At 59.4% G+C, this 18,468-nt stretch carries 16 protein-coding genes and 4 pseudogenes; 12 read left to right on the forward strand and 8 right to left on the reverse strand.

Going from position 1 to position 18,468, the window contains the following annotated elements; all coding sequences use genetic code 11:
* The 3 genes and pseudogenes from MKI88_RS08205 to MKI88_RS08215 all read right to left on the reverse strand — a co-directional run.
* Positions 1 to 299: pseudogene (locus MKI88_RS08205) on the reverse strand (hypothetical protein); the annotation flags it as partial.
* 40 nt (positions 300 to 339) lie between these two features.
* Entirely contained in the window at positions 340 to 1,593 is a 1,254-nt protein-coding gene (locus MKI88_RS08210) for a VOC family protein (RefSeq protein ID WP_241630679.1), read from the reverse strand.
* Positions 1,594 to 1,726: 133 nt separating this feature from the next.
* Positions 1,727 to 2,323 carry a malonic semialdehyde reductase gene (locus MKI88_RS08215; RefSeq protein ID WP_241630681.1) on the reverse strand — a complete coding sequence of 199 codons (597 nt, stop codon included), beginning with the start codon at positions 2,321 to 2,323 and terminating at the stop codon, positions 1,727 to 1,729.
* Between the two features lie 515 nt (positions 2,324 to 2,838).
* Here MKI88_RS08215 and MKI88_RS08220 point away from each other — a divergent pair.
* The 4 genes from MKI88_RS08220 (at position 2,839) to MKI88_RS08235 (ending at position 7,585) form a co-directional block, all read left to right on the forward strand.
* Positions 2,839 to 3,477 carry a VOC family protein gene (locus tag MKI88_RS08220; RefSeq protein WP_241630684.1) on the forward strand — a complete coding sequence of 213 codons (639 nt, stop codon included), beginning with the start codon at positions 2,839 to 2,841 and terminating at the stop codon, positions 3,475 to 3,477.
* Positions 3,478 to 3,707: 230 nt separating this feature from the next.
* Positions 3,708 to 4,979: an MFS transporter gene (locus MKI88_RS08225; protein ID WP_241630687.1), complete on the forward strand. Its 1,272-nt coding sequence runs from the start codon at positions 3,708 to 3,710 to the stop codon at positions 4,977 to 4,979.
* A 569-nt stretch (positions 4,980 to 5,548) separates the two neighbouring features.
* The gene (locus MKI88_RS08230) at positions 5,549 to 6,457 is read left to right on the forward strand and encodes an alpha/beta fold hydrolase (RefSeq protein ID WP_241630690.1); all 909 of its coding nucleotides are present in this window, start codon (positions 5,549 to 5,551) and stop codon (positions 6,455 to 6,457) included.
* A gap of 258 nt (positions 6,458 to 6,715) precedes the next feature.
* Complete coding sequence (locus tag MKI88_RS08235) at positions 6,716 to 7,585, forward strand: fumarylacetoacetate hydrolase family protein (RefSeq protein ID WP_241630691.1); 870 nt, start codon at positions 6,716 to 6,718, stop codon at positions 7,583 to 7,585.
* Positions 7,586 to 7,656: 71 nt separating this feature from the next.
* Here the strand turns inward: MKI88_RS08235 and MKI88_RS08240 are convergent.
* Positions 7,657 to 7,833: pseudogene (locus MKI88_RS08240) on the reverse strand (IS630 family transposase); the annotation flags it as partial.
* 300 nt (positions 7,834 to 8,133) lie between these two features.
* Between MKI88_RS08240 and MKI88_RS08245 the strand changes: the two are divergent.
* The 5 genes and pseudogenes from MKI88_RS08245 to MKI88_RS08265 form a co-directional block, all read left to right on the forward strand.
* Positions 8,134 to 9,123, forward strand: a pseudogene (locus MKI88_RS08245) (AMP-binding protein); the annotation flags it as partial.
* Positions 9,109 to 9,639, forward strand: a complete 531-nt coding sequence (locus MKI88_RS21460; RefSeq protein WP_348636248.1) for an AMP-binding enzyme — start codon at positions 9,109 to 9,111, stop codon at positions 9,637 to 9,639. The pseudogene MKI88_RS08245 and the gene MKI88_RS21460, both read left to right, overlap by 15 nt.
* 506 nt (positions 9,640 to 10,145) lie before the next feature.
* Positions 10,146 to 12,233, forward strand: coding sequence for a TonB-dependent receptor (locus tag MKI88_RS08255; RefSeq protein WP_241630693.1), 2,088 nt, complete (start codon positions 10,146 to 10,148; stop codon positions 12,231 to 12,233).
* 30 nt (positions 12,234 to 12,263) lie between these two features.
* Positions 12,264 to 12,566, forward strand: a complete 303-nt coding sequence (locus MKI88_RS08260; protein ID WP_241630696.1) for a hypothetical protein — start codon at positions 12,264 to 12,266, stop codon at positions 12,564 to 12,566.
* Positions 12,567 to 12,683: 117 nt separating this feature from the next.
* Positions 12,684 to 12,986: a hypothetical protein gene (locus tag MKI88_RS08265; RefSeq protein ID WP_241630697.1), complete on the forward strand. Its 303-nt coding sequence runs from the start codon at positions 12,684 to 12,686 to the stop codon at positions 12,984 to 12,986.
* A gap of 43 nt (positions 12,987 to 13,029) precedes the next feature.
* Here MKI88_RS08265 and MKI88_RS08270 read toward each other — a convergent pair whose 3' ends face one another.
* From MKI88_RS08270 to MKI88_RS08285, 4 genes and pseudogenes are all read right to left on the reverse strand, one after another.
* On the reverse strand, positions 13,030 to 13,701 hold the full coding sequence (locus tag MKI88_RS08270) for a TetR/AcrR family transcriptional regulator (protein WP_241630699.1): 672 nt from the start codon (positions 13,699 to 13,701) through the stop codon (positions 13,030 to 13,032).
* A gap of 357 nt (positions 13,702 to 14,058) precedes the next feature.
* Positions 14,059 to 14,568, reverse strand: a complete 510-nt coding sequence (locus MKI88_RS08275) for an ATP-binding protein (RefSeq protein ID WP_407073322.1) — start codon at positions 14,566 to 14,568, stop codon at positions 14,059 to 14,061.
* Positions 14,492 to 14,914 (reverse strand): hypothetical protein, encoded by a 423-nt coding sequence (locus tag MKI88_RS08280; RefSeq protein WP_407073320.1) that lies wholly within the window; start codon positions 14,912 to 14,914, stop codon positions 14,492 to 14,494. Before MKI88_RS08280 ends, MKI88_RS08275 begins: the two co-directional genes overlap by 77 nt.
* Positions 14,915 to 15,010: 96 nt before the next feature.
* Positions 15,011 to 15,271, reverse strand: a pseudogene (locus MKI88_RS08285) (transposase); the annotation flags it as partial.
* 631 nt (positions 15,272 to 15,902) lie between these two features.
* On the opposite strand from MKI88_RS08285, the gene MKI88_RS08290 reads away from it, so the two are divergent.
* From MKI88_RS08290 to MKI88_RS08300, 3 genes are all read left to right on the forward strand, one after another.
* Positions 15,903 to 16,184 carry a hypothetical protein gene (locus MKI88_RS08290; protein ID WP_241630701.1) on the forward strand — a complete coding sequence of 94 codons (282 nt, stop codon included), beginning with the start codon at positions 15,903 to 15,905 and terminating at the stop codon, positions 16,182 to 16,184.
* A 79-nt stretch (positions 16,185 to 16,263) separates the two neighbouring features.
* Positions 16,264 to 17,097: a hypothetical protein gene (locus MKI88_RS08295; RefSeq protein ID WP_241630702.1), complete on the forward strand. Its 834-nt coding sequence runs from the start codon at positions 16,264 to 16,266 to the stop codon at positions 17,095 to 17,097.
* Between the two features lie 15 nt (positions 17,098 to 17,112).
* Positions 17,113 to 18,444: a hypothetical protein gene (locus tag MKI88_RS08300; protein ID WP_241630705.1), complete on the forward strand. Its 1,332-nt coding sequence runs from the start codon at positions 17,113 to 17,115 to the stop codon at positions 18,442 to 18,444.
* Positions 18,445 to 18,468 lie beyond the last annotated feature (24 nt).

Here is an 18,468-nt window from a genome sequence, read left to right on the forward strand (position 1 = left end):
TAGGCGGGGTAGTCACCCGGGGTGCGATGATAAAGCTCCGCGGTTTCTTCGAAATGGCTCTTGGTATTCAGGCCAATACCGATCACGAGGGTTGGCCGCGTAATGGGCGGCAGCCAACGAACACGGCTCAGTTCCACGCGATCACACTGGTCAAGCAGCTCTGCTCGACGCCCAGGCTCCCAAGTAAGCAACGCCTCCACGCCGCTCGCCAGGCGAGAGTCTACCGGTGCCACCGACGTGTCGTCGGGAACGAAACCAAACGCCGGCTGCTCATCGATCAGAAAGCTTGCCAATCGCATTATCGTATATTCCTTTGCAGCTTATCTCGCCATGTCGCGCCTAGGCGAGCGGTCCGAGAAACACCTGTCCATTGAAGGCGTCGGAGCGTCCAGGAACTTGATCCGGCCAGGTCGATACCGGCCCTGCCGGCGCGCGCGCTCCTCGGGTCTCTCCGTTCCAACCGACTTGGTCCATAGACCAATAGAGCAGCAAGCAATGACCATCCGGGTCGAAAGCCCATACGGCGTGGTCGATGCCCGGGTGCACACCGGGGGTCAGGTCGTCGCGGACCGTCACGCCCCGTTCACGCAGAAAATCGATGGCGCGACGGAGTTGACGGTAGTTCCCAAGCTGCAGCCCAAACCACGCGAGCGTGCTATGCGCACTGAGCCCCAGTTTATCGCGCAGTTCGATCGGCACGAGCGCCAAGGAGTGATGCTCAGTGTTATTGCGCAGATAGATGATCTGTGACTCGCCTACCGGCACACGTTCCGTTTCTACAAATCCCATGGAGTCGCGATAGAATTGCAGAGCCCTTTCCGCGTCCTCGACCAGGAGACCTACTGGGCCAATACGCGTGATCTTGAATGGTCGGGACATGAGGATGCCATCGACTTCATGCACCGGAGGCAAGGTCTCAATGTCCCGGTGACCTGCGGTCAGATCGACGCCCGCAGCAGCAGCATCATCAATCTCTTGCCATTCGCTCGGCTGAGGGAGTTCGGGAGGCTTCTCGATACGTTGATAGAGCGTCGTCGGCTTGCTTCGACCATCCCAACCGATCTGTTCAATGCCGTAATAAATTTCGTTCGCGCGTCCCTCGGAATCTTCGATGTAGCAGTGCCAGTTCGATCCCGGCATGTCACGACCTGCAATAAGGACCCGAATCCCACGTGCCGCGAAATAGTCTCGGCCATTCACCACTTCGGCGAGGCTGCCGACCTGCCATGTGATCTGGTTTGTGGTGATCTCTTTGACCGGATTTCGCTTCCGCAGTATCCGTTCGCCAAGGTCGTTCACGCTTGTGCTGATCAACACCAGCGTGTGATGCTCGGTATTGTGCCGGAGCATCACGACGTCGCGGTCCTTGATCATCTTGATCAAGGGTCGAACGACCGCAGGTGCATTTTGCGCAACGTCCTGTCGCTCCGAGATTCGGAAGCCGAGGATTTCGGTATAGAAGCGAACGCCCTCTTCGAACTTCGCTAACGTGAGGCCGAAGTGCCCTAGCCGCGTGATTTGAAACGGCCGCTCAAGCAGGACACCGCCCACGTCATATTGCTGTTCAGCCTGTTTAATTGACGCCATCGTCATCAATGGTTCCACCTTTGATGTCCAACGCACAAAAATTGCGTTTGACTATTATGACATTTCCACGCGGCGCAGCGGTGCCGAGCTCGTTGATTTTGCGGGCGCCCAGCCTTCACCGCGCCGGAATTGACCGCCCCTAGAGAATCCGGCACGCCTCTTCGAAATCCAGCCGCGGCATACGGGGGAAGCCAGTTGCGCCGTCCCGGTAACCGATATTGCAAAGAAAATTGGTGGTCCATCGACCGTCGGGAAAGAACTCGGCGTCAAGAGTCGCCCGATCAAATCCCTGCATTGGCCCCGCGCCTAGTCCGAGCGCGCGCGCGGCAATAATCAGATAGGCGCCCTGCATCGCCGAATTGCGCGTCGCTGTGTCGAGTGCCATCTCGGGCATGTTTTCGAATAGCGGCTTGACGTCGAGGTACGGCACAAGCTTCGGCATGTATTCGTAAAACTCTTTGTCGTAGGCGATGATGACGCAGCATGGCGCCGCCATGGTCTTGCCAACATTCTTCTCGCTAATATGAGGCTTGAGGCGCTCCTTGCCCTCGGGCGATGTGACGAACACGAAGCGGGCCGGATTGGTGTTGGCGCTGGTCGGCCCCATCCTTACGACATCGTACAGATGCCGAAGCAGGCTTTCAGGCACTGGCTTATCAAGCCAAGTGTTGGCTGTTCGCGCTTCGCGAAAAATCAGATCAAGTCCGGCGTCATCCAGTTCCGTCAAAGCTTCCATCGTCAAACTCCAGTTCACGGCCATCCGAACGATACGTTCGAGGCAGAATAGCCCTGCCATTAGCCCAACGTAGTTTTATACGCAATCGTCATTTTGACATGGACGTCGAAGGCTCGCTGACGGTATGGCGGGTCGAGAGGGGCACGAAACTTATATTGAGGCAATTTCTCGTTCATCTTCTGCACTCAAATAAAAAAGGCGCCACTTGACTCACGGGCGGGGATTTTCTCGCCGCTGATTCTGGACGGCGGTAGCCGAAGCGATCGCTCCAGGCTTGGTGGCGTGACGCCGCAGATCGTGCGCAACTGGGTGTTGCGCTTCAACGCGGCTATGCCCGCGACTTGAACGACTCTTCTGACCGTTAGGCACAGTTTCCCACTTCTCCGGGATTTGCGAACGACAACGCCAAACCCATTGCCTCTCCTCTCTTAAAATGACAAACATGTTCAAATCTAAAAATCTCGCGCCCGCCGGCGCGGTGCCGGTTGCGAAGCTTGGTAAGAGGAAACCTTTGAATGACGACCGACCTCCATGCCAATACGACAACCGCCTATGTGCCCGAGCGGCGTCAAACGCCACATCCGCGCGAGTACGCTCATATCGTGCTAAAAACGGCCCGCACGAAGGACATGATTGCTTGGTACTGCAAGGCACTCGGCATGTCGGTTGTGCTGGAGACCCCGTTCATAAGCTTTTTGACGTGGGACGACAGCCAAGACCGACTAGCGCTTATAGAGGTGCCGCAGGCGGCCGCGATGCGGGGTCCGCAGTCCAACTTGCATCATGTCGCCTTCACCTACGACAGGCTGGCCGACACCGTCTCCGTTTACCGCGCGCTCAAGGCCGAGGGTATCGAGCCGCACTGGTGCGTCAACCATGGTGTGGCGACCTCATTTTATTATCACGATCCCGATCAGAACAGCGTCGAGTTGAGTGTCGAGAACTTTCCCGATCGCGACACGCTCAACGCTTGGCTCCGCACAGGTGCGTTTAACCGCAACCCGATCGGGGTAACGCTGGATCCGGATGAACTGGCGGCGCGGGTTGAGAGCGGCGAGCCCGAGGCCTCGATCCTGCAGCCTCACCCGGAGCATGGCGACCTGCTCCAACCGGAGCTTGAGCGCATAATGCGTGAGCGCCAGGCTCAAGCCTAGCTGGGCGGGATCGACATTCGGCGCAGCCAGATCAGGTAGCGGCAATGGCGCATTTTTGAAATGGACGAATATGTCATTTTGTTATAGCAGCGAGATCGTTCCATAGCGCCTGAGGGCGTTTTCGAGCGATAATCGTCGAAATCGTTTCGAGCCCCGTCTTCGCCAGCCAAGGGCAATAAGGGCGAATCGATTCAAGCAATCACCAAGCAATTCTGCGGAGAGATCCTGACATGAAAATGACGGATATGGAGTGGAGAAGGGGCTGGCACGTCGTTCTCGGAGCATTTCTGGGTCTGGCCAGTGGACCGCTCATCTACCAACATATCTCCAGCATATTCATGCTCGAAATGGTCCGCGAATTCGGCTGGTCGCGCAGCCAGGTCTCCAGCATCATGGGGATGGTCGCAGTGGGCGCGGTGACTGCTCCGATCACGGGATACGTGGTCGACCGTGTTGGTGCGAAACCGGTGATCTTCGCGGGAACGATCGGCCTCGCGATCGCCTACATGCTTTACGCAATCCTCCCGTCGAGCATCGGAAACTACCGCCTGGTGGTGGCCCTGTCAGCGGTATCCGGGGTAGCGTGCAGCGCCCTGACCTACACGCGCACAGTCAACGCCTGGTTCGACAAACAACGTGGAACAGCGTTGGCGATCGCGGCGACGGGCGTTGCTGTTTCCGGGCTGGTGATGCCGCTGGTGCTGCGCCAGGTCATCGATGCCGAGGGCTGGCGTGGGGGGTACGTGTTGCTCTCGACTCTGGTGTGGGTCGTAGGACTGCCGGCCATCTTCCTGATGTTCGCGCGCCCACAGCCCGAACGAAATCGGCTTCAGCCTGTCCGTCCAGCCCAGCGGGAGCCTTGGCGCGCCATGTTCCGTCTGCCCGCCTTCTGGCTCATCTTCGGCGCTATGATGTTCGTTCACATTCCCGCGGTCGGAACGTTGAGCCATTTTGTGCCAGTCATGGTGAGTAAGGGTTTTAACGAAGATCAGGCTGCCCTCCTGCTCTCTTTGTACAGTTTCTCTGTGCTGATCGGACGACTCTGCGTCGGATATTTTCTTGATCGCACCAATCCTCACTACGTCGCCTTCGTGATCACCATGAGCGGCGCGATCGGCATTCTTGCCCTTCTGGCGATCCCCTTACCGGGTATTGCTTTAGCCGCCTGCGTCACCATGCTGCTGGGCGTTCAAATGGGCGCTGAACTCGATTTTCTACCGTACTTCGTATCCCGCCACATGACGCTGCGCATTTACGCGTCGGTCTACGGGATCATGACATCATCCATTCTTCTATCGGCCGGCATCGCGGTGCAGACCTACGGTCTCCTTTACGATCTCAACGGCAACTACACGGTGGCGCTGATCGTCGGGGCGATCTTCTTTGCGATGGGCGCGCTTGCCTTTCTCATGCTCGGGCGGGTCCCGCTTGCAACGAATGAAGCCATTCCGGACGAGGGCGAGCCTCCGCCAGTCGGTGAGCGTGCTCTGGCTGAAGGGTGATCTTCTTCTCTCCGGCCCAGTTCAGCTTCGATTGAGATTGAAGAAGCGCGGGCTTTCAGCATGTCGGTCGCGCAACAGGGACCTGGGGTAGCGAATGAGCAGGCCGGTCGAGCCGCTAAGAAGGGCCCCATTCCCGGGTGCAGGTGGACCGGGATCGCAAGCGCCATCTCGGGGTGCGACGATCAACGCACGCCTCCTGATGCCGCCATAAAGACCGGTTGAATCCGCCCAGGGAGTACGTGGGCGGGGGCGATCGCCACTCATCCGCCTCGAACCTTGCTGCGCATGCTCCCAAGCGCGAACGACGCCCTATCGGTTGAAGTGTCCTTAAATGTCTTATTGACATAAACGTGCAGTTTGATAATTCTGCGACACGTTAAGCAACAACAGACCGGATGCCATGCGGCCAGTTCGCTTCCGTGCAGCCGTGGGAGGGTGTCGATGGCTACGGAAAGGGTCTTTACCAGACCATCGGGTCGCCTCCCTCCAACGCCCAACTCGTCGCGGTATCGCCCGCGCGGCGACCGGGGCTTTTATTTCGTTTTAAGCCAAGACCTCTGGAGTACATCATGACAGCAAACACCGCCGATGTTCCCTATCGTAGCTTCTGGACCTACGTGTATGACGTTCCGCACAAGGTGGACTGGATCGACGCGGGGGGGGTGAGGACGCGGTACATCGAGGCAGGCGATCCTTCGAAGCCGACGGTCCTGATGCTCCATGGTATTGCGGGAAGCCTCGAGAATTTCATGGCCAACATCGGGCCGTTCTCGAAGGATTTTCACGTCCTAGCAATGGATTTTGTCGGAACGGGTTTTTCGGATAAGCCCGACAAAGATCTGTTTATCGCTGACTATATTGCCCAGGTCGACGGCTTCCTGAAGGCGAAGAACGTCGAGAAGGCCTCTTTGATCGGCGTGTCGCTCGGGTCGTTCGTAACTATGGCCTTTACCGCCAAGTATCCCGAGAAGGTCAACAAGATTGTGATGATCGCCGCCGCCGGCAAGCTCGTGCCGGCGATGCTGGCCGCTGCCGTAAAACCCGACACCGCAGCGATCGCGGAACACATCCGCAAGCGGCGGATCAGTACAGTCCAGAACCCCACATGGGAAGCCGTGCGCGAGATGTTCGATGAATTGATCTTGGAAGAGAAGAACAAGATCGATGACGTTATCGGTGTGCGCCAAAGTATCTACAAACTGCCAGAAATGCCGAGCTCTATGGAGCGGATCGTCGCGCTATTGTCGCCCCAGGCGATTGCTGAGAATCTTGTCGCCCAGGAGCACTGGGATCATCCCAAGGTGCCAGCCCTGTTCATCGAAACGCCGGACTCGCACGACTTCTCGTATGACATCTGCCAAGAGGTAAAAGGGAACCCGAACGTTACCGTTCATCCCATCCCGAAGACCAAGCACTGGCCTCAGTTCGAGGCGCCGGAAACCTTTAACCAGGTTGCGATCGACTTTATCAAGGCTTGAGCCACAGGCGGCCCGTCACGTCCGAACGGCGTGGCGGGTCGACAAGTACCAGCGTTGAGAGCCCGCCGCCGCCCCCCCCGCTAAGGATCTATGGGCGGCGCGCAAACGACGTCAACCCGCCGGGGCGAATGCAGGTTTCTGGCGATCCGGTGACAAGCGATTGTGCGCATCAGTTGGTGCAATGGATCCCTTGGGTCCGCAGCGGTTCGGAACCCCTTCCGCGACCGATGCAAGATTGAGACAAAATGGGAGAATTCGGTGAAACTTGCATCCTACATGATCAGCGGTCGGAGTTCCTACGGTGTGGTCATCGATGATGAAATCTTGGATATCGGCGGTCGGCCAGGTGCTCCGGCAACGTTGCTCGATGCGCTGACGGTTCCTCAGGCTTCGCTGCTGGAGCTGCCAGCCGGAACTCACCCGGCAGGCTCAGACCGCATCGCCGTGTCGGATGTGACGTGGCTTCCGCCGATCTGGAATTCGGACAGAATCATCTGCGTCGGCCTCAACTATCGCTCGCACGTTCTGGAACTCGGACGCGAGCCACCCGAGCATCCAATGCTGTTTGTTCGCTTTGCTGACAGCCTCGTCGGACAGGATGAGCCTCTCGTGCGGCCACGCGCGTCGCAGATGTTCGACTTTGAGGCCGAACTCGCGGTCGTGATTGGAAAGGGCGGCCGGCACATCGCAGCAGAACGGGCCATGGAACATGTCGCGGGTTTTGCTGGCTTCAACGATGGCTCGATACGGGATTTCCAGTTTCATTCCGGGCAGTTCCTGTCCGGGAAGTCCTTCTGGAGATCCGGCGCGTTCGGACCGTGGATCGTGACGGCAGATGAGGTTGGCGACATCTCGAACCTTGAGATCAGGGCGCTGTTAAACGGGCAGGAAATGCAGCGGGCGAGGTTCGACGATCTGTTGTTCGGCGTTCCAGACCTGATCGCCTACATCTCGCAAGTGATGCCGTTGCAGACCGGCGACGTCATCGCAACTGGCACAACCGGAGGAGTGGGTGCCGCGCGCAACCCTCAAGTCTGGATGAAGCCCGGAGATGTGATCGAGGTCGTGATCGACAAGATCGGCACACTCCGCAATACTATTGTCGATGAAGCTGATGCTGCGGCCTGACGACCTGAGGCCCTTTGTCAGAGGATCGATGGTAACAAGTGCTTGCCCAGGACCGGTTACGTCGGCTGCATAGTGCCTCGACCGGGCTTCGGGTTTCCGTTCGTGGCGCTCGATAATGTACGGATGTCGGCCTCGATCTGACTGGTAGAGGTTGAGACACCGCATTGCCGCTGTTTTCGGGTCAGTTCGGCGAACCAGCGCTCTACCTGATTGATCCAGGATGTCGAGGCGGGCGTAAAGTGAACATAGTGTGCGTCAAAGCGCGCGATCGTTACCGGCATGCACTGGGCGAGCGGTTCGCCTTCTCGCCACTGCTTGTCCGTCGATGCATCGCCGAAGGCAAGTCGCTCAACCGCCAGCCCAAACAGTAAATGATAGAAAAAGAGGACAGGATCATGCCCTTGCGCTTCGCCGAGCCCGCTGCCGAGGCGTATCAAGTACCGCTGACCATCCGGCATCTGCTGGACGGCATCTTGGTGAAGGCTGCCGACCAACAGATCGTCTATCGGGATCAGGGAAGCTATAGCTATCGCGAATTCGTCGGACGTGTGGGTCGGCTAGCCGGCTTGCTCGCGGCGCTGGGCGCGGAAGCGGGCATGACGGTGGCGGTGATGGATTGGGACAGCCATCGCTATCTGGAAGCCTATTTCGCCGCACCAATGATGGGCGCAGTGCTGCAGACGGTGAACATTCGCCTGCCGGCGCTGCAGATCGGCTACACGCTGCAGCATGCGCGCGCCGAGATCCTCTTCGTCCACCGCGACTTCTTTCCGATCGTCGAAGCCATCTTGCCGTCGCTTCCCGAGGTGAAGGCGCTGATCGCGATCATGGACGGCACCGAGGGCGATCTGCCGGCTTGGGCCAGCGGCGAATATGAAATGCTATCGGCCGCCGCTTCGCCCGATTACCCCTTCGAGGATTTTGACGAGAATGCGGTCGCCACCACATTCTACACCACGGGCACGACCGGCAACCCAAAGGGCGTGTGCTTCACTCATCGCCAGCTCGTGCTCCACACGCTAGCCTCCGCCGCGCATTACGGTGCATCGCTAGCGTCGCCGGGGCTCGGCATCGACGACGTCTACATGCCGCTCACCCCCATGTTCCACGTCCATGCCTGGGGCATACCCTATGTCGCGACGATGCTGGGGGTAAAGCAGGTCTATCCCGGGCGTTACGAACCAGCGCTGATTTGACGATTGCGCAGCGAGCACCGGGTTTCCTACTCGCATTGCGTGCCGACCATGCTCGAGATGGTAATCCAGGCCGCGAACCAGACCGGTACCGACCTCACCGGCTGGAAGATGACTATCGGCGGCAGCGCGTTGACCAGGGCGCAGTGTGCGGAGGGCCGCCGGCGCGGCATGGACGTCGCGGCTGGCTACGGTATGTCCGAAACCTGCCCGCTGGTGGCGAAGGCTGCCCGGCGCTTCCCGACTCTACTTGATGATGATGTGCTGTCCACTCTCACGATGACGGGCATTCCGGCGCCGCTGGTCGATGTCCGCATCGTCGACCAGGACATGAACGAGCTACCGCAGGACGGCCGGACGCGCGGCGAGCTGATATTGCGCGCGCCGTGGCTGACCCTCTGTTACACCGGCGATACGAAGGCCTCAGAGGCCCTGTGGCGCGGCGGCTGGCTGCACACGCAGGACATCGCGACGATAGATCCGCAGGGACAAATTCAGATCCGCGACCGGCTGAAGGATGTGATCAAGACGGGTGGCGAGTGGATCGATTCGATCCATCTTGAGGAACTCGTCGCGACCGCAGAAGGATTCGCTGAAGCCTCGGTGATCGCTGTACCCGATGTCAAATGGGGTGAGCGCCCGCTTGCTGTAATCGTGGCGAGGCTGGGCGCGACGCCTACCCTCGATCTCCTCAATGTGCCCGTGGAGAAGGCGATCGCGGAGGGAGTGATCACGCGATATGCCAGGCTCGACCAGTTCGAGATCGTCGATCAGCTTCCCCTCACCAGCGTCGGCAAGATCGACAAGAAGGTGCTGCGCGCGCGCTTTGCCGATGCCGTGGAGGTGACCGCACAGCCGTGACGCGTCGCCCTCGCCTCGTTTCGGGCGAAGGCGTATCCGTGCGTGTCGGCAAGTGCGCGCGCATCCCGCGCCATCCTGACGATCGCCGATCGACGTGGGCGAGCTTCGACCTCGTCAATCCAAATGTTGAGTGTTTGCGCACGCTCGGCCGGGGCAATCTTCGACACGATCGAGGCCGATCCCTGGCGCGCTATTTTGGTGGCGGTCGCAATGGGGCGCGACATGCAGCCCGATCGGCGAATGACCCCTCCCACCGTTTTCTCCAAACGGCCGCTGACCGCCTTTCGATCTCGGCGGATGGGATCACATTTCCGGTGTTGAATTGGTCACGATCGTCATATTGGACATTGTCGTCAAATCGGTTTATGGAGGACCATACATAATCAGATCGGGCACTTGAACGCTCGGGTGGGGAGGAAAGCATGAGGACTTGGTTAGTATCAGTGCCTGCGTTGCCTTTGGCTCTGGCTGCGGTCGAGGCAAATGCCCAAGTGTCGGAACCTCCAGTGGTGCAAGTGCCCAAACCCCAGATCGACACGGCAACTATTGAAGAAATAATTGTAACCGCGCAGCGGCGCGCGGAGAGTCTCCAGGACGTTCCGGTGACCGTCACCTCGCAGTCGGCTCAATCCTTGGAGGACGCGGCTGTCCGCAACCTGGAAGAACTCAAGACTCTCGTGTCCGGTTATCAGGGTCCCGGCGACAACGCTGCCCAATCGCCCCATATCCGCGGCGTCGGCAGCACCGCCATCCAGCCAGGATCGGAGAGCGTCGTAGCCCTCTATGTGGATGACATCTACATCGGTACCCCGTCGCCTGCACTGATCACATTGAACAATGTCGATCGCGTCGATGTTCTCAAGGGGCCGCAGGGTACGCTCTTCGGTCGCAACACGACCGCCGGTGTCGTCCAAGTGACGACACGATCGCCAAGCGAGACGACGTGGTCCGGCGAAGTGACCGCAGGCTACGCCAACTACGAGGTCTTCAACGGCACGTTCTACGCCGGAGGGCCGATTTCGGAGGCGATCTCCAGCGACCTCGCGGTACAAGCCAGGACACAGGGCGAGGGCTGGGGCACCAATCTCTTTACAGGCAAGGATGTCTACAAGACCAATCTCGACCTCGGCATCCGGTCAAAGTCGATCATTCGCCTCGCGCCTGAAACAAAGGTGGAGCTTTCCGCTGACTACGAGTTGAACAAGACGAGGGGCATGAACGTCCTCACTCCACTCGAGGGCTCGCGGTCGATTTTGGGTTATGTGTCTCAAGCCACAGGTTGGGATGCCGATTCAAACCTGAGCGAAGCCGGGCGCACGGAGGCTTGGGGCGTCAACGGCAAGGTCCGGCATGACTTCGGTTTTGCGGAGTTCGTCAGCATCACGGCCTACCGTCGCACGAGCTACACGACGACTGATTCCGACGTAGACGGTACGCCCGCAGCCCTTCTTGGGAATTTTCGGGATGCCAAAAACAAGCAGTTTACCCAGGAATTACAACTGCTTTCGCCGGCCGACGCCCCCTTCACTTGGACGGCGGGTCTCTTCTATTACCGCTCTGACGACGACGCACTTTATCTGACCACCCTTTCACCATTGATATTCCGCGGCCTGACCCGGCAGACGACTGCGGCATCGATCGAGACGGAGTCCTTCGCCGCCTATGCGCAGGGCACTGTGCGCCTCAGTGATCGGACCAATCTGACCTTGGGTGGGCGCTACACCGACGAAAACGCCAAGCTTGACGCGCAGGTCGATACCTTCGCCGGGCCGGTGTCCCGGCCTGGAACTCCGATAAGCGACGAAACGTCGGACAATTCTCCGACGTGGCGGATTTCGCTCGACCATCACTTCACCCCGGATGTGATGGCATACGCGTCTTACAATCGCGGTCAGAAGAGCGGCGGCTTCAACATAGCTAACCCAGCCACCCCACCCTATCTGCCCGAGAAGCTGAATGCGTACGAGGTAGGGTTCCGATCCGAATTCTGGGACCGTCGCCTGACGCTCAACACCTCAGCCTTCTATTATGATTATTCCGATGTCCAGGTGCTTGGGTTCGTCGGGACAGCCATTCAATTGTTCAACGGGGCTGGCGCCGAACTCTACGGCGTTGACGTGGACTTCCATGCCAGGCTGTCGAACCGCTTTACGGTAAGCGGCGCATTGGAGTACCTCCATTCGGAATTCACATCCTTCCCAAATGCGACGATCTCAACGCCGAGGCCAACCGGAGGATTTACGCAGGTTTCAGGCTCGGCCACCGGCAATGAGCTTCCGCAGGCGCCCCATTTTACGGGCTCGATCACCGGAACCTACCGCCTTCCAATCGATTCTGGCGATTGGCGGGCTTCAGCCACCTACTACTACAATGACGGCTTTTTCTTCGAGGCCGACAATCGGGTGCGACAGCCAAACTATAGCCTGCTGAGCACATCACTCACCTACACCCAGGGCGATATGTCTGTACGCTTGTGGGGCAATAATCTGACTAACGAGCAGGTCATGAACACCGTCCTCACAAGCCAGCTCAATTCTGTCCGCAAGCTCAACGCCCCGCGAGCTTACGGAGTTACGCTCGAGTACCGCTACTAGTTTCTGGATTAACACCAAGGAGGAAGTATCATGACGAATGTTGATGGAGTTTGGGACTGGTCCGCCAAGACGCCGCTGGGCGAACAGCGCGTCCAGCTGACGGTAAAGCGTGAGGGCGATACGTTCACCGGGGGCATGGAAGGTGCATTTGGCTCGGTACCGGTGACCGACGGGACGATTAGCGGCGACACTCTCACATATTCTGCGGCAGTCACGAAGCCCATGCCGATTACGCTACAGTGCGAGCTCACCGTGTCTGGCGACACGCTTTCGGGCACCGTGAGTGCGGCAGGCGTTGGGTCGTTTCCTGCGAGCGGTCAACGCGCTGCCTAGGCTGCGATGCGGGCGGCTTCACGGCCGCCCGCCTTGCCGGTTTCGTCGGTTCGCTGGGTTCGGGGCAAGGTCGGTTACCGCCGGTGATTTCCGGATTAACGTTGAGGAGGAGATGTCATGGGTAACGTTGATGGAGTTTGGGACTGGTCCGCCAAGACGCCGCTGGGCGAACGGCGGGCCCAGCTGACGGTAAAGCGCGCGGGCGATACGTTCGTCGGTGACATAGAAGGTGCATTTGGCTCGGTGTCGGTGGCCGACGGGAAGATCGAGGGCGATACCCTCACATTTTCCACGGCAGTCAAGAAGCCCATGCCGCTTACCCTTCGGTGCAAGCTCACCGTGTCGGGCGACACGCTGTCGGGCACTGTAAGTACGGCAGGCCTTGGGTCGTTTCCCGTGACCGGCCAGCGCGCAGCCTAGACTGCATCGGGCGGCTTCCGGTCCGCCCCCCTTGCCGGTTTTGTCAGTTCGCTGGGAGTTCGGACGTTACCGCGCTGAGGTCTTGGAATGGCCTGCGCGCAATTTCTGCGGCCATCGATGGTTCCATACCCAATGCCATCAGCAGGAGTGTCGCGATCTGCTCAGGGTAATCCTGAGGGCGCGCGAGCGATGCGGCCGCCCGGATGCCCTGTCCCGTGGTGCCGATAATTAGATCGACACCGATTTCCAAATTTTGTTTCGGCAAAATTCCCCGCGAGATACAATCTTTCAGATCGCGCCGCGGTCCGCGGCGAAACTCCGCTTCAGCGCTGCTAACGGAGGCGGGCATTTGCAGAAGAAGCAGGCCCCATCTGGGATTCTCCCGCGAGTTGCGGATCAAGAACCTGATCCCACCCACCAAACGTTCGGCCGGATCGCTGATCCGCAGTTTGGCTTCCTCATATGTTACCATCAGTTCCTTACGAAGCACCGTACTGACGGCTTCGAGAAGTTCCTCTTTCGTCTGAAAGTGATTGTAGAAAGAGCCGCGGGATACATCGGCCGCCGCCACGAAATCCTCAATTACAGGCGCTTCAAAACCGAAATCGAGAAATACGCGGATGCCCGCCTCGATCAAGCGCGAGCGGGTCCGCGTGCGACGTACCAGCCCCGTCTTCTTGTTGCGCTCTGCATAGCGCGAAACACCATTCGGCATTGAATTTGCTCTCGGTAAAAGATTGGTTTCCGACTGCCATCACATGACTCAAAATGCTGCTGCGAACAACCTGTCAAAGTGACAGCATCGTTGAAATGCTCCCCCTTTCTTCCTCCACTTATGAATAAAGTCCGGGGTTGTCTTGAGCTGCACCCCGAACTTGGACCGCCCTGCTGGTGGCTTTCCAGCGTGCCGGCATCAGGGCGGGCCATGTGCCGCTGATGCTAACATGTGGATTCCGACGAAGCCGCCCCCTCGTTCCGAGAAGATGGCGCCTCCTCATTCCGAGATGATGTCGCCCCCTCGGAGGCAGGGCTTAACTGGTCTTGATGGTTGTTGTTTCGAACGCGCTTTCGGTCAAGCCTCTTGGTCGGTTTTCGTTCGGCGCATGCTGTCGCCATCGAGGTTCAAGCGATGGGCATTGTGGACGAGCCGATCGAGGATGGCGTCGGCATAGGTTGGATCCCCGATGACCTCATGCCATGCCGCGATTGGGAGCTGGCTTGTTACGAGGGTGGAGCGGCGACCATAACGTTCCTCGAGAATTTCAAGCAGGTCGTGACGCGCATGCGCGTCAAGCGGTTCGAGCCCCCAGTCATCAAGGATCAGCAGCTGGACGCTACCCAGAGTTCGCTGCAGCCTGGCATGGCGACCATCACCGCGGGCAAGGGCAAGACTGGAAAAGAGCTTGGGAACGCGTTGATAGAGCACAGAGCGGTCATCACGGCAGGCCTTGGGCGTCATGTTCGTCTTGGCCCAGGTCTCGTCGATGAAGACGAGACGCCGCGGATCAAGGCGACCCTGATACTTCTTCCACTGTGCTCTTCTTCTGGCGATCGCGGGCCTGTCCTGCTCGGTGGCGAACAGACTTTTTTTTGAAGCTCATGCCTTCGGCACGAACCAGGCGCCATACCGATACCGGGCAGGTTTCGATGCCGTGGGCGGCTAACTCCGCCACCATCTCGCGCACTGTAATCTCAGGTGTCGCGACCAAGCGCTCCAGAACCAAGGCCCGGTGCGGAGCAAGCAATCGCTTGCGGTGACCGCCCATCGGCTTTGCGGCTGCCGTCCCTGTCGTACGCAATCGCTGCGACCATTTAACAGCACTCGCCACACTGACATCAAACAGGGCCGCAACTTCCCGGCAGCTCCGGCCTCCAGCTACGGCTGCCGCAACCCGCTCTCGAAGATCATCGGAATAAGGTTTCGCCATGCCTGCTGGCCTCCAACCCAGCCTCAAGGTTGAATCAGAAACCAGCCGCCGTGGGAATCCCCATTCGATTCAATCAAGCAGAAACAGACTCTAGAGCTTTCGCGAGACGACATCCTGCAGCATCGCCTTGTCCAGACTGAGGTCAGCCACCAGGCGCTTCAGCTTCGCGTTCTCCTCCTCAAGCTGTCGCAGCCGCTTCATCTCCGACGGCATCAATCCGGCGTAATTCTTGCGCCAATTATAGTACGTCGCCTCGCTGATCCCAGCCTTGCGGCACACCGCGCCAACCGACATGCCATCGTCCGCCTGCTTCAGCACGAAGGCAATCTGCGCCTCCGAAGACTTTGTCCTCTTCATCGACACTCCGTATCCTGCCCCTCCATTCATAACTGGAATTCTCCAACCCAAAACGGTCCAGAATTCCCGGAGCAGGTCAGGTGCGCAAGGTCATGACCGTGTCACAGATCGGTCGATGACAATTACGCGCATATTTTCGCCACTCGCGTCAAATGCTCCATTTTGGCGGCTATGCCGGGCATGGGCTGCGGGCAAAGGCGGCCACTGGAGGGCGCGCGAGGCCCCTCTGCGCGACCGAAGCAAAGCTTCAGCAAAGCACGGATATGGAGACGAAATCTGGTCCGCTCAACGCGCGGGAGCCAGAACAGAGGCTCTGTCCGTGGTCCTCCATGGATCCACCGTCGAGGCGGCGGATCCCAATTTCCGGGCTTGCAAGACAGCGTCCGGATCACGGTAATCCGCTTGAAACTGCGAAAATCGACGATGACCTCTGCACCGGCATTCGCCCTCGCCGGAAGGCGCTTCCACCCGTCGACTGTCGTTCAGTGTCGCGCGCCCGGTCTCCGCAGGTGATCTTGACAGGTTATTTGAGGTCTAATATCATGTTACTTCGCCTATATTAATAAATATTAGGCAAGCATGACATTTGTCAAGTTGCTGTGCGACTACTCTCAGAAAAGGAGGGCGGGCGTTGGATTCTTATACTAGGCTTAACATCAGACCCAACTTCCGGCAGGACAAGCTGCCCTGCGACGGCAAGGTCGGCGATGTCCTGATCCTCACGCCCCTGGCGGAGGACGAGTTCGACAGTTCGCCCAATGGGCTTGCAAGCCTGTGGGTCTGCATCAAGGGCTCCTGGGAACCGGAGCGCACCCACGCCGTCTGGGCCCGGGTGAAGTTCGACGGGGTCGCCACATGCGAACAGCCGGTGCCTCAGCCTCCCCAGGATCACCCCAGCCTTGTTCGCGGTTAGAGCCGCGCAGCGCTGCGCGTCCCGCGGCTGGACGCAGCCTTGCAACCCATAGCAACCGGACCGGGAAGGACGCCTTGCGATGCCAAGCTTCACCAGCACGAACAACAATCCCGCCGACTCGGCCATTTTGGCCAGCTCGGCCGGCGAAGGGCTGCATGCGGAATCGACCTCGACCGCAGTTGCGGCGGTTGCTGCCTTTCAACTGGACCAGGCACCTGCAAGTACGGGACCAGCGGTGTTCGGGGAGGCAAGGGGCGGTGGCACCGCGCTTGTCGGACTGCAGGTCAACGCGCAGAGCGGCGGCTCGGGCGTCTATGGCGAATGCAAGGGAAGCGGCTCGGGCGTCCACGGCGAGGCCAAGGGAAACGGCAATGGTGTCTTCGCCAAGGTCAACAATCCCAATGGATCGGGTGCGGCGCTTTATGCCGAACATAGCGGCGACAAGACCGCTGGCTTTTTCAAGGGCAACGTAGTCGTGACTGGTGACGTGTCGTTCCCGGGAATGGACTGTGCGGAGGAATTCGTCGTCAGCAGCGACCCCGCGATCGGACCGGGCACGCTCATGTCCATTGGCGACGATGGCGTGCTCGAGCCCTCGGCAAGCGCCTATGACAACAGGGTCGTGGGCGTCGTTGCGGGCGCCGGGGATTTCCGGCCCGGCATCGTGATGGGCAAGGGGCAGCACGGAGAACGTCCCGCAAGGCCGATCGCGCTTGTCGGGCGCGCCTATTGCAAGGCCGATGCACGCTATGGTGCGATCAGGGTGGGCGATTTGCTGACCAGTTCGCCGCATCCTGGACACGCAATGAAGGCCAGTGACCAGGGACGCGCCTTTGGCGCGGTCATCGGCAAGGCCATGGCGCCGCTCGACGAGGGGGCGGGCCTCGTTCCGATACTCATTGCGCTGCAATAACCCAAGGATCCGGCCATGGAATTCGCCCGGCATCACGTAAAGGCGAGCGGCAACACCACGCTGCGCGGCTTCTTCGCATCCGAAAATGTCGACTATGATCCGCCGAGCCTGAGCCTGCGCCACAATATCAAGAAGGCCAAGTGCCGATACGTTTACTCGCTCGCCTCGGGTGCGACCGACGATGACGACGAGATCGCCATTCGCGATGCGATGAAGACGTCCGAGAACAGCTATGAACTGATCCGCATGGTCTTTGCGATGGGGGGATGGTCGGGTATCGACGACGAGCTCGAAGAGGCCATGCTCGATGACGTCGCCCGCCAGATCTCGCAGGTGCTCGATCAGCGCGACTATGTCGTCTACCAGCTGATCCGGCGCTGCCTGTTCATCCTCGACTATAATGCGAGCCCGAATCTCGGCGACGTCTTCGCAAAGATCCTGCAATGGCCGGTCGAGTATCAGGCGGCCGAGTTCGACGTCATCCTCAACGACAAACGGGCGGACTTGCTGAAAGGGATTGCGAGCGCGACCTTGCGCCACCGCGACGCCATGGTGAATGCCTCGCTGATCCTGAAGGACGTCATAACCGCATATGACAATGCCGCGCCATACCGGAAAGACGACCTCATCCGGCTGATGCACCAGGTCAACTATACGAGGCGCATCTGTGCTTCGCTCGAAATGCTGCGCTACGACGACCTCTACAATGTCATCCTCGACCTGGCGGACCCAGCCATCACCGATGCGAGGCAGCGCCAGGCATGCCATGATGCGCTCAAGGAACTGACGCTGGAATTCGCGGCCGCCGAGGGTGCCGTAAAATATGCAGGGTCCAATGAGGCCAAGACGACTGTCGGGCGCTTCATGCTTGCCCGCAAGGCCGCACTCGACAACTTCACGCCCGCAGCTCCCCCGGCCACCATATTGGCAGCCATCGCAGCGGTGATCGCGCCGCTTGCGGGCACGCTTGCCGACCTGAAGACCGCGATCATCAACCTGCCTGACATACTCACTGCCACGCTCAGCCTTCCCAGTCTCACGGGCTCGGACGAGGATGACAATGCGCGCCACCTGATCAGCGAGGCGCATGCTCAGGGCTGGCTCGAGCACATGCCACGAGCGATCAAGCTGCGGGCGATCAATGCCTGTCTCGGCGGCGGGGATATTATTCCAGCTGTCGACGATGACGACGAGATCGCGATCAACAAGGTCCTTGCCGCCGCAAAATCCCATGACCAGGCCGAGCTCTACGAACTTGTCGCCGGCGCGACCTGGGAATCGCTCTACTCGAATATCGATGGCGACGAATATGACGCGCTCGAAACCATGTTGAATCAGCCGACCTAGGCGCCGGCGGGACATCGGGCGAAG

Source organism: Sphingomonas sp. LaA6.9, assembly GCF_022601895.1.
In the GTDB taxonomy this organism is placed as follows: Bacteria; Pseudomonadota; Alphaproteobacteria; order Sphingomonadales; family Sphingomonadaceae; genus Sphingobium_A.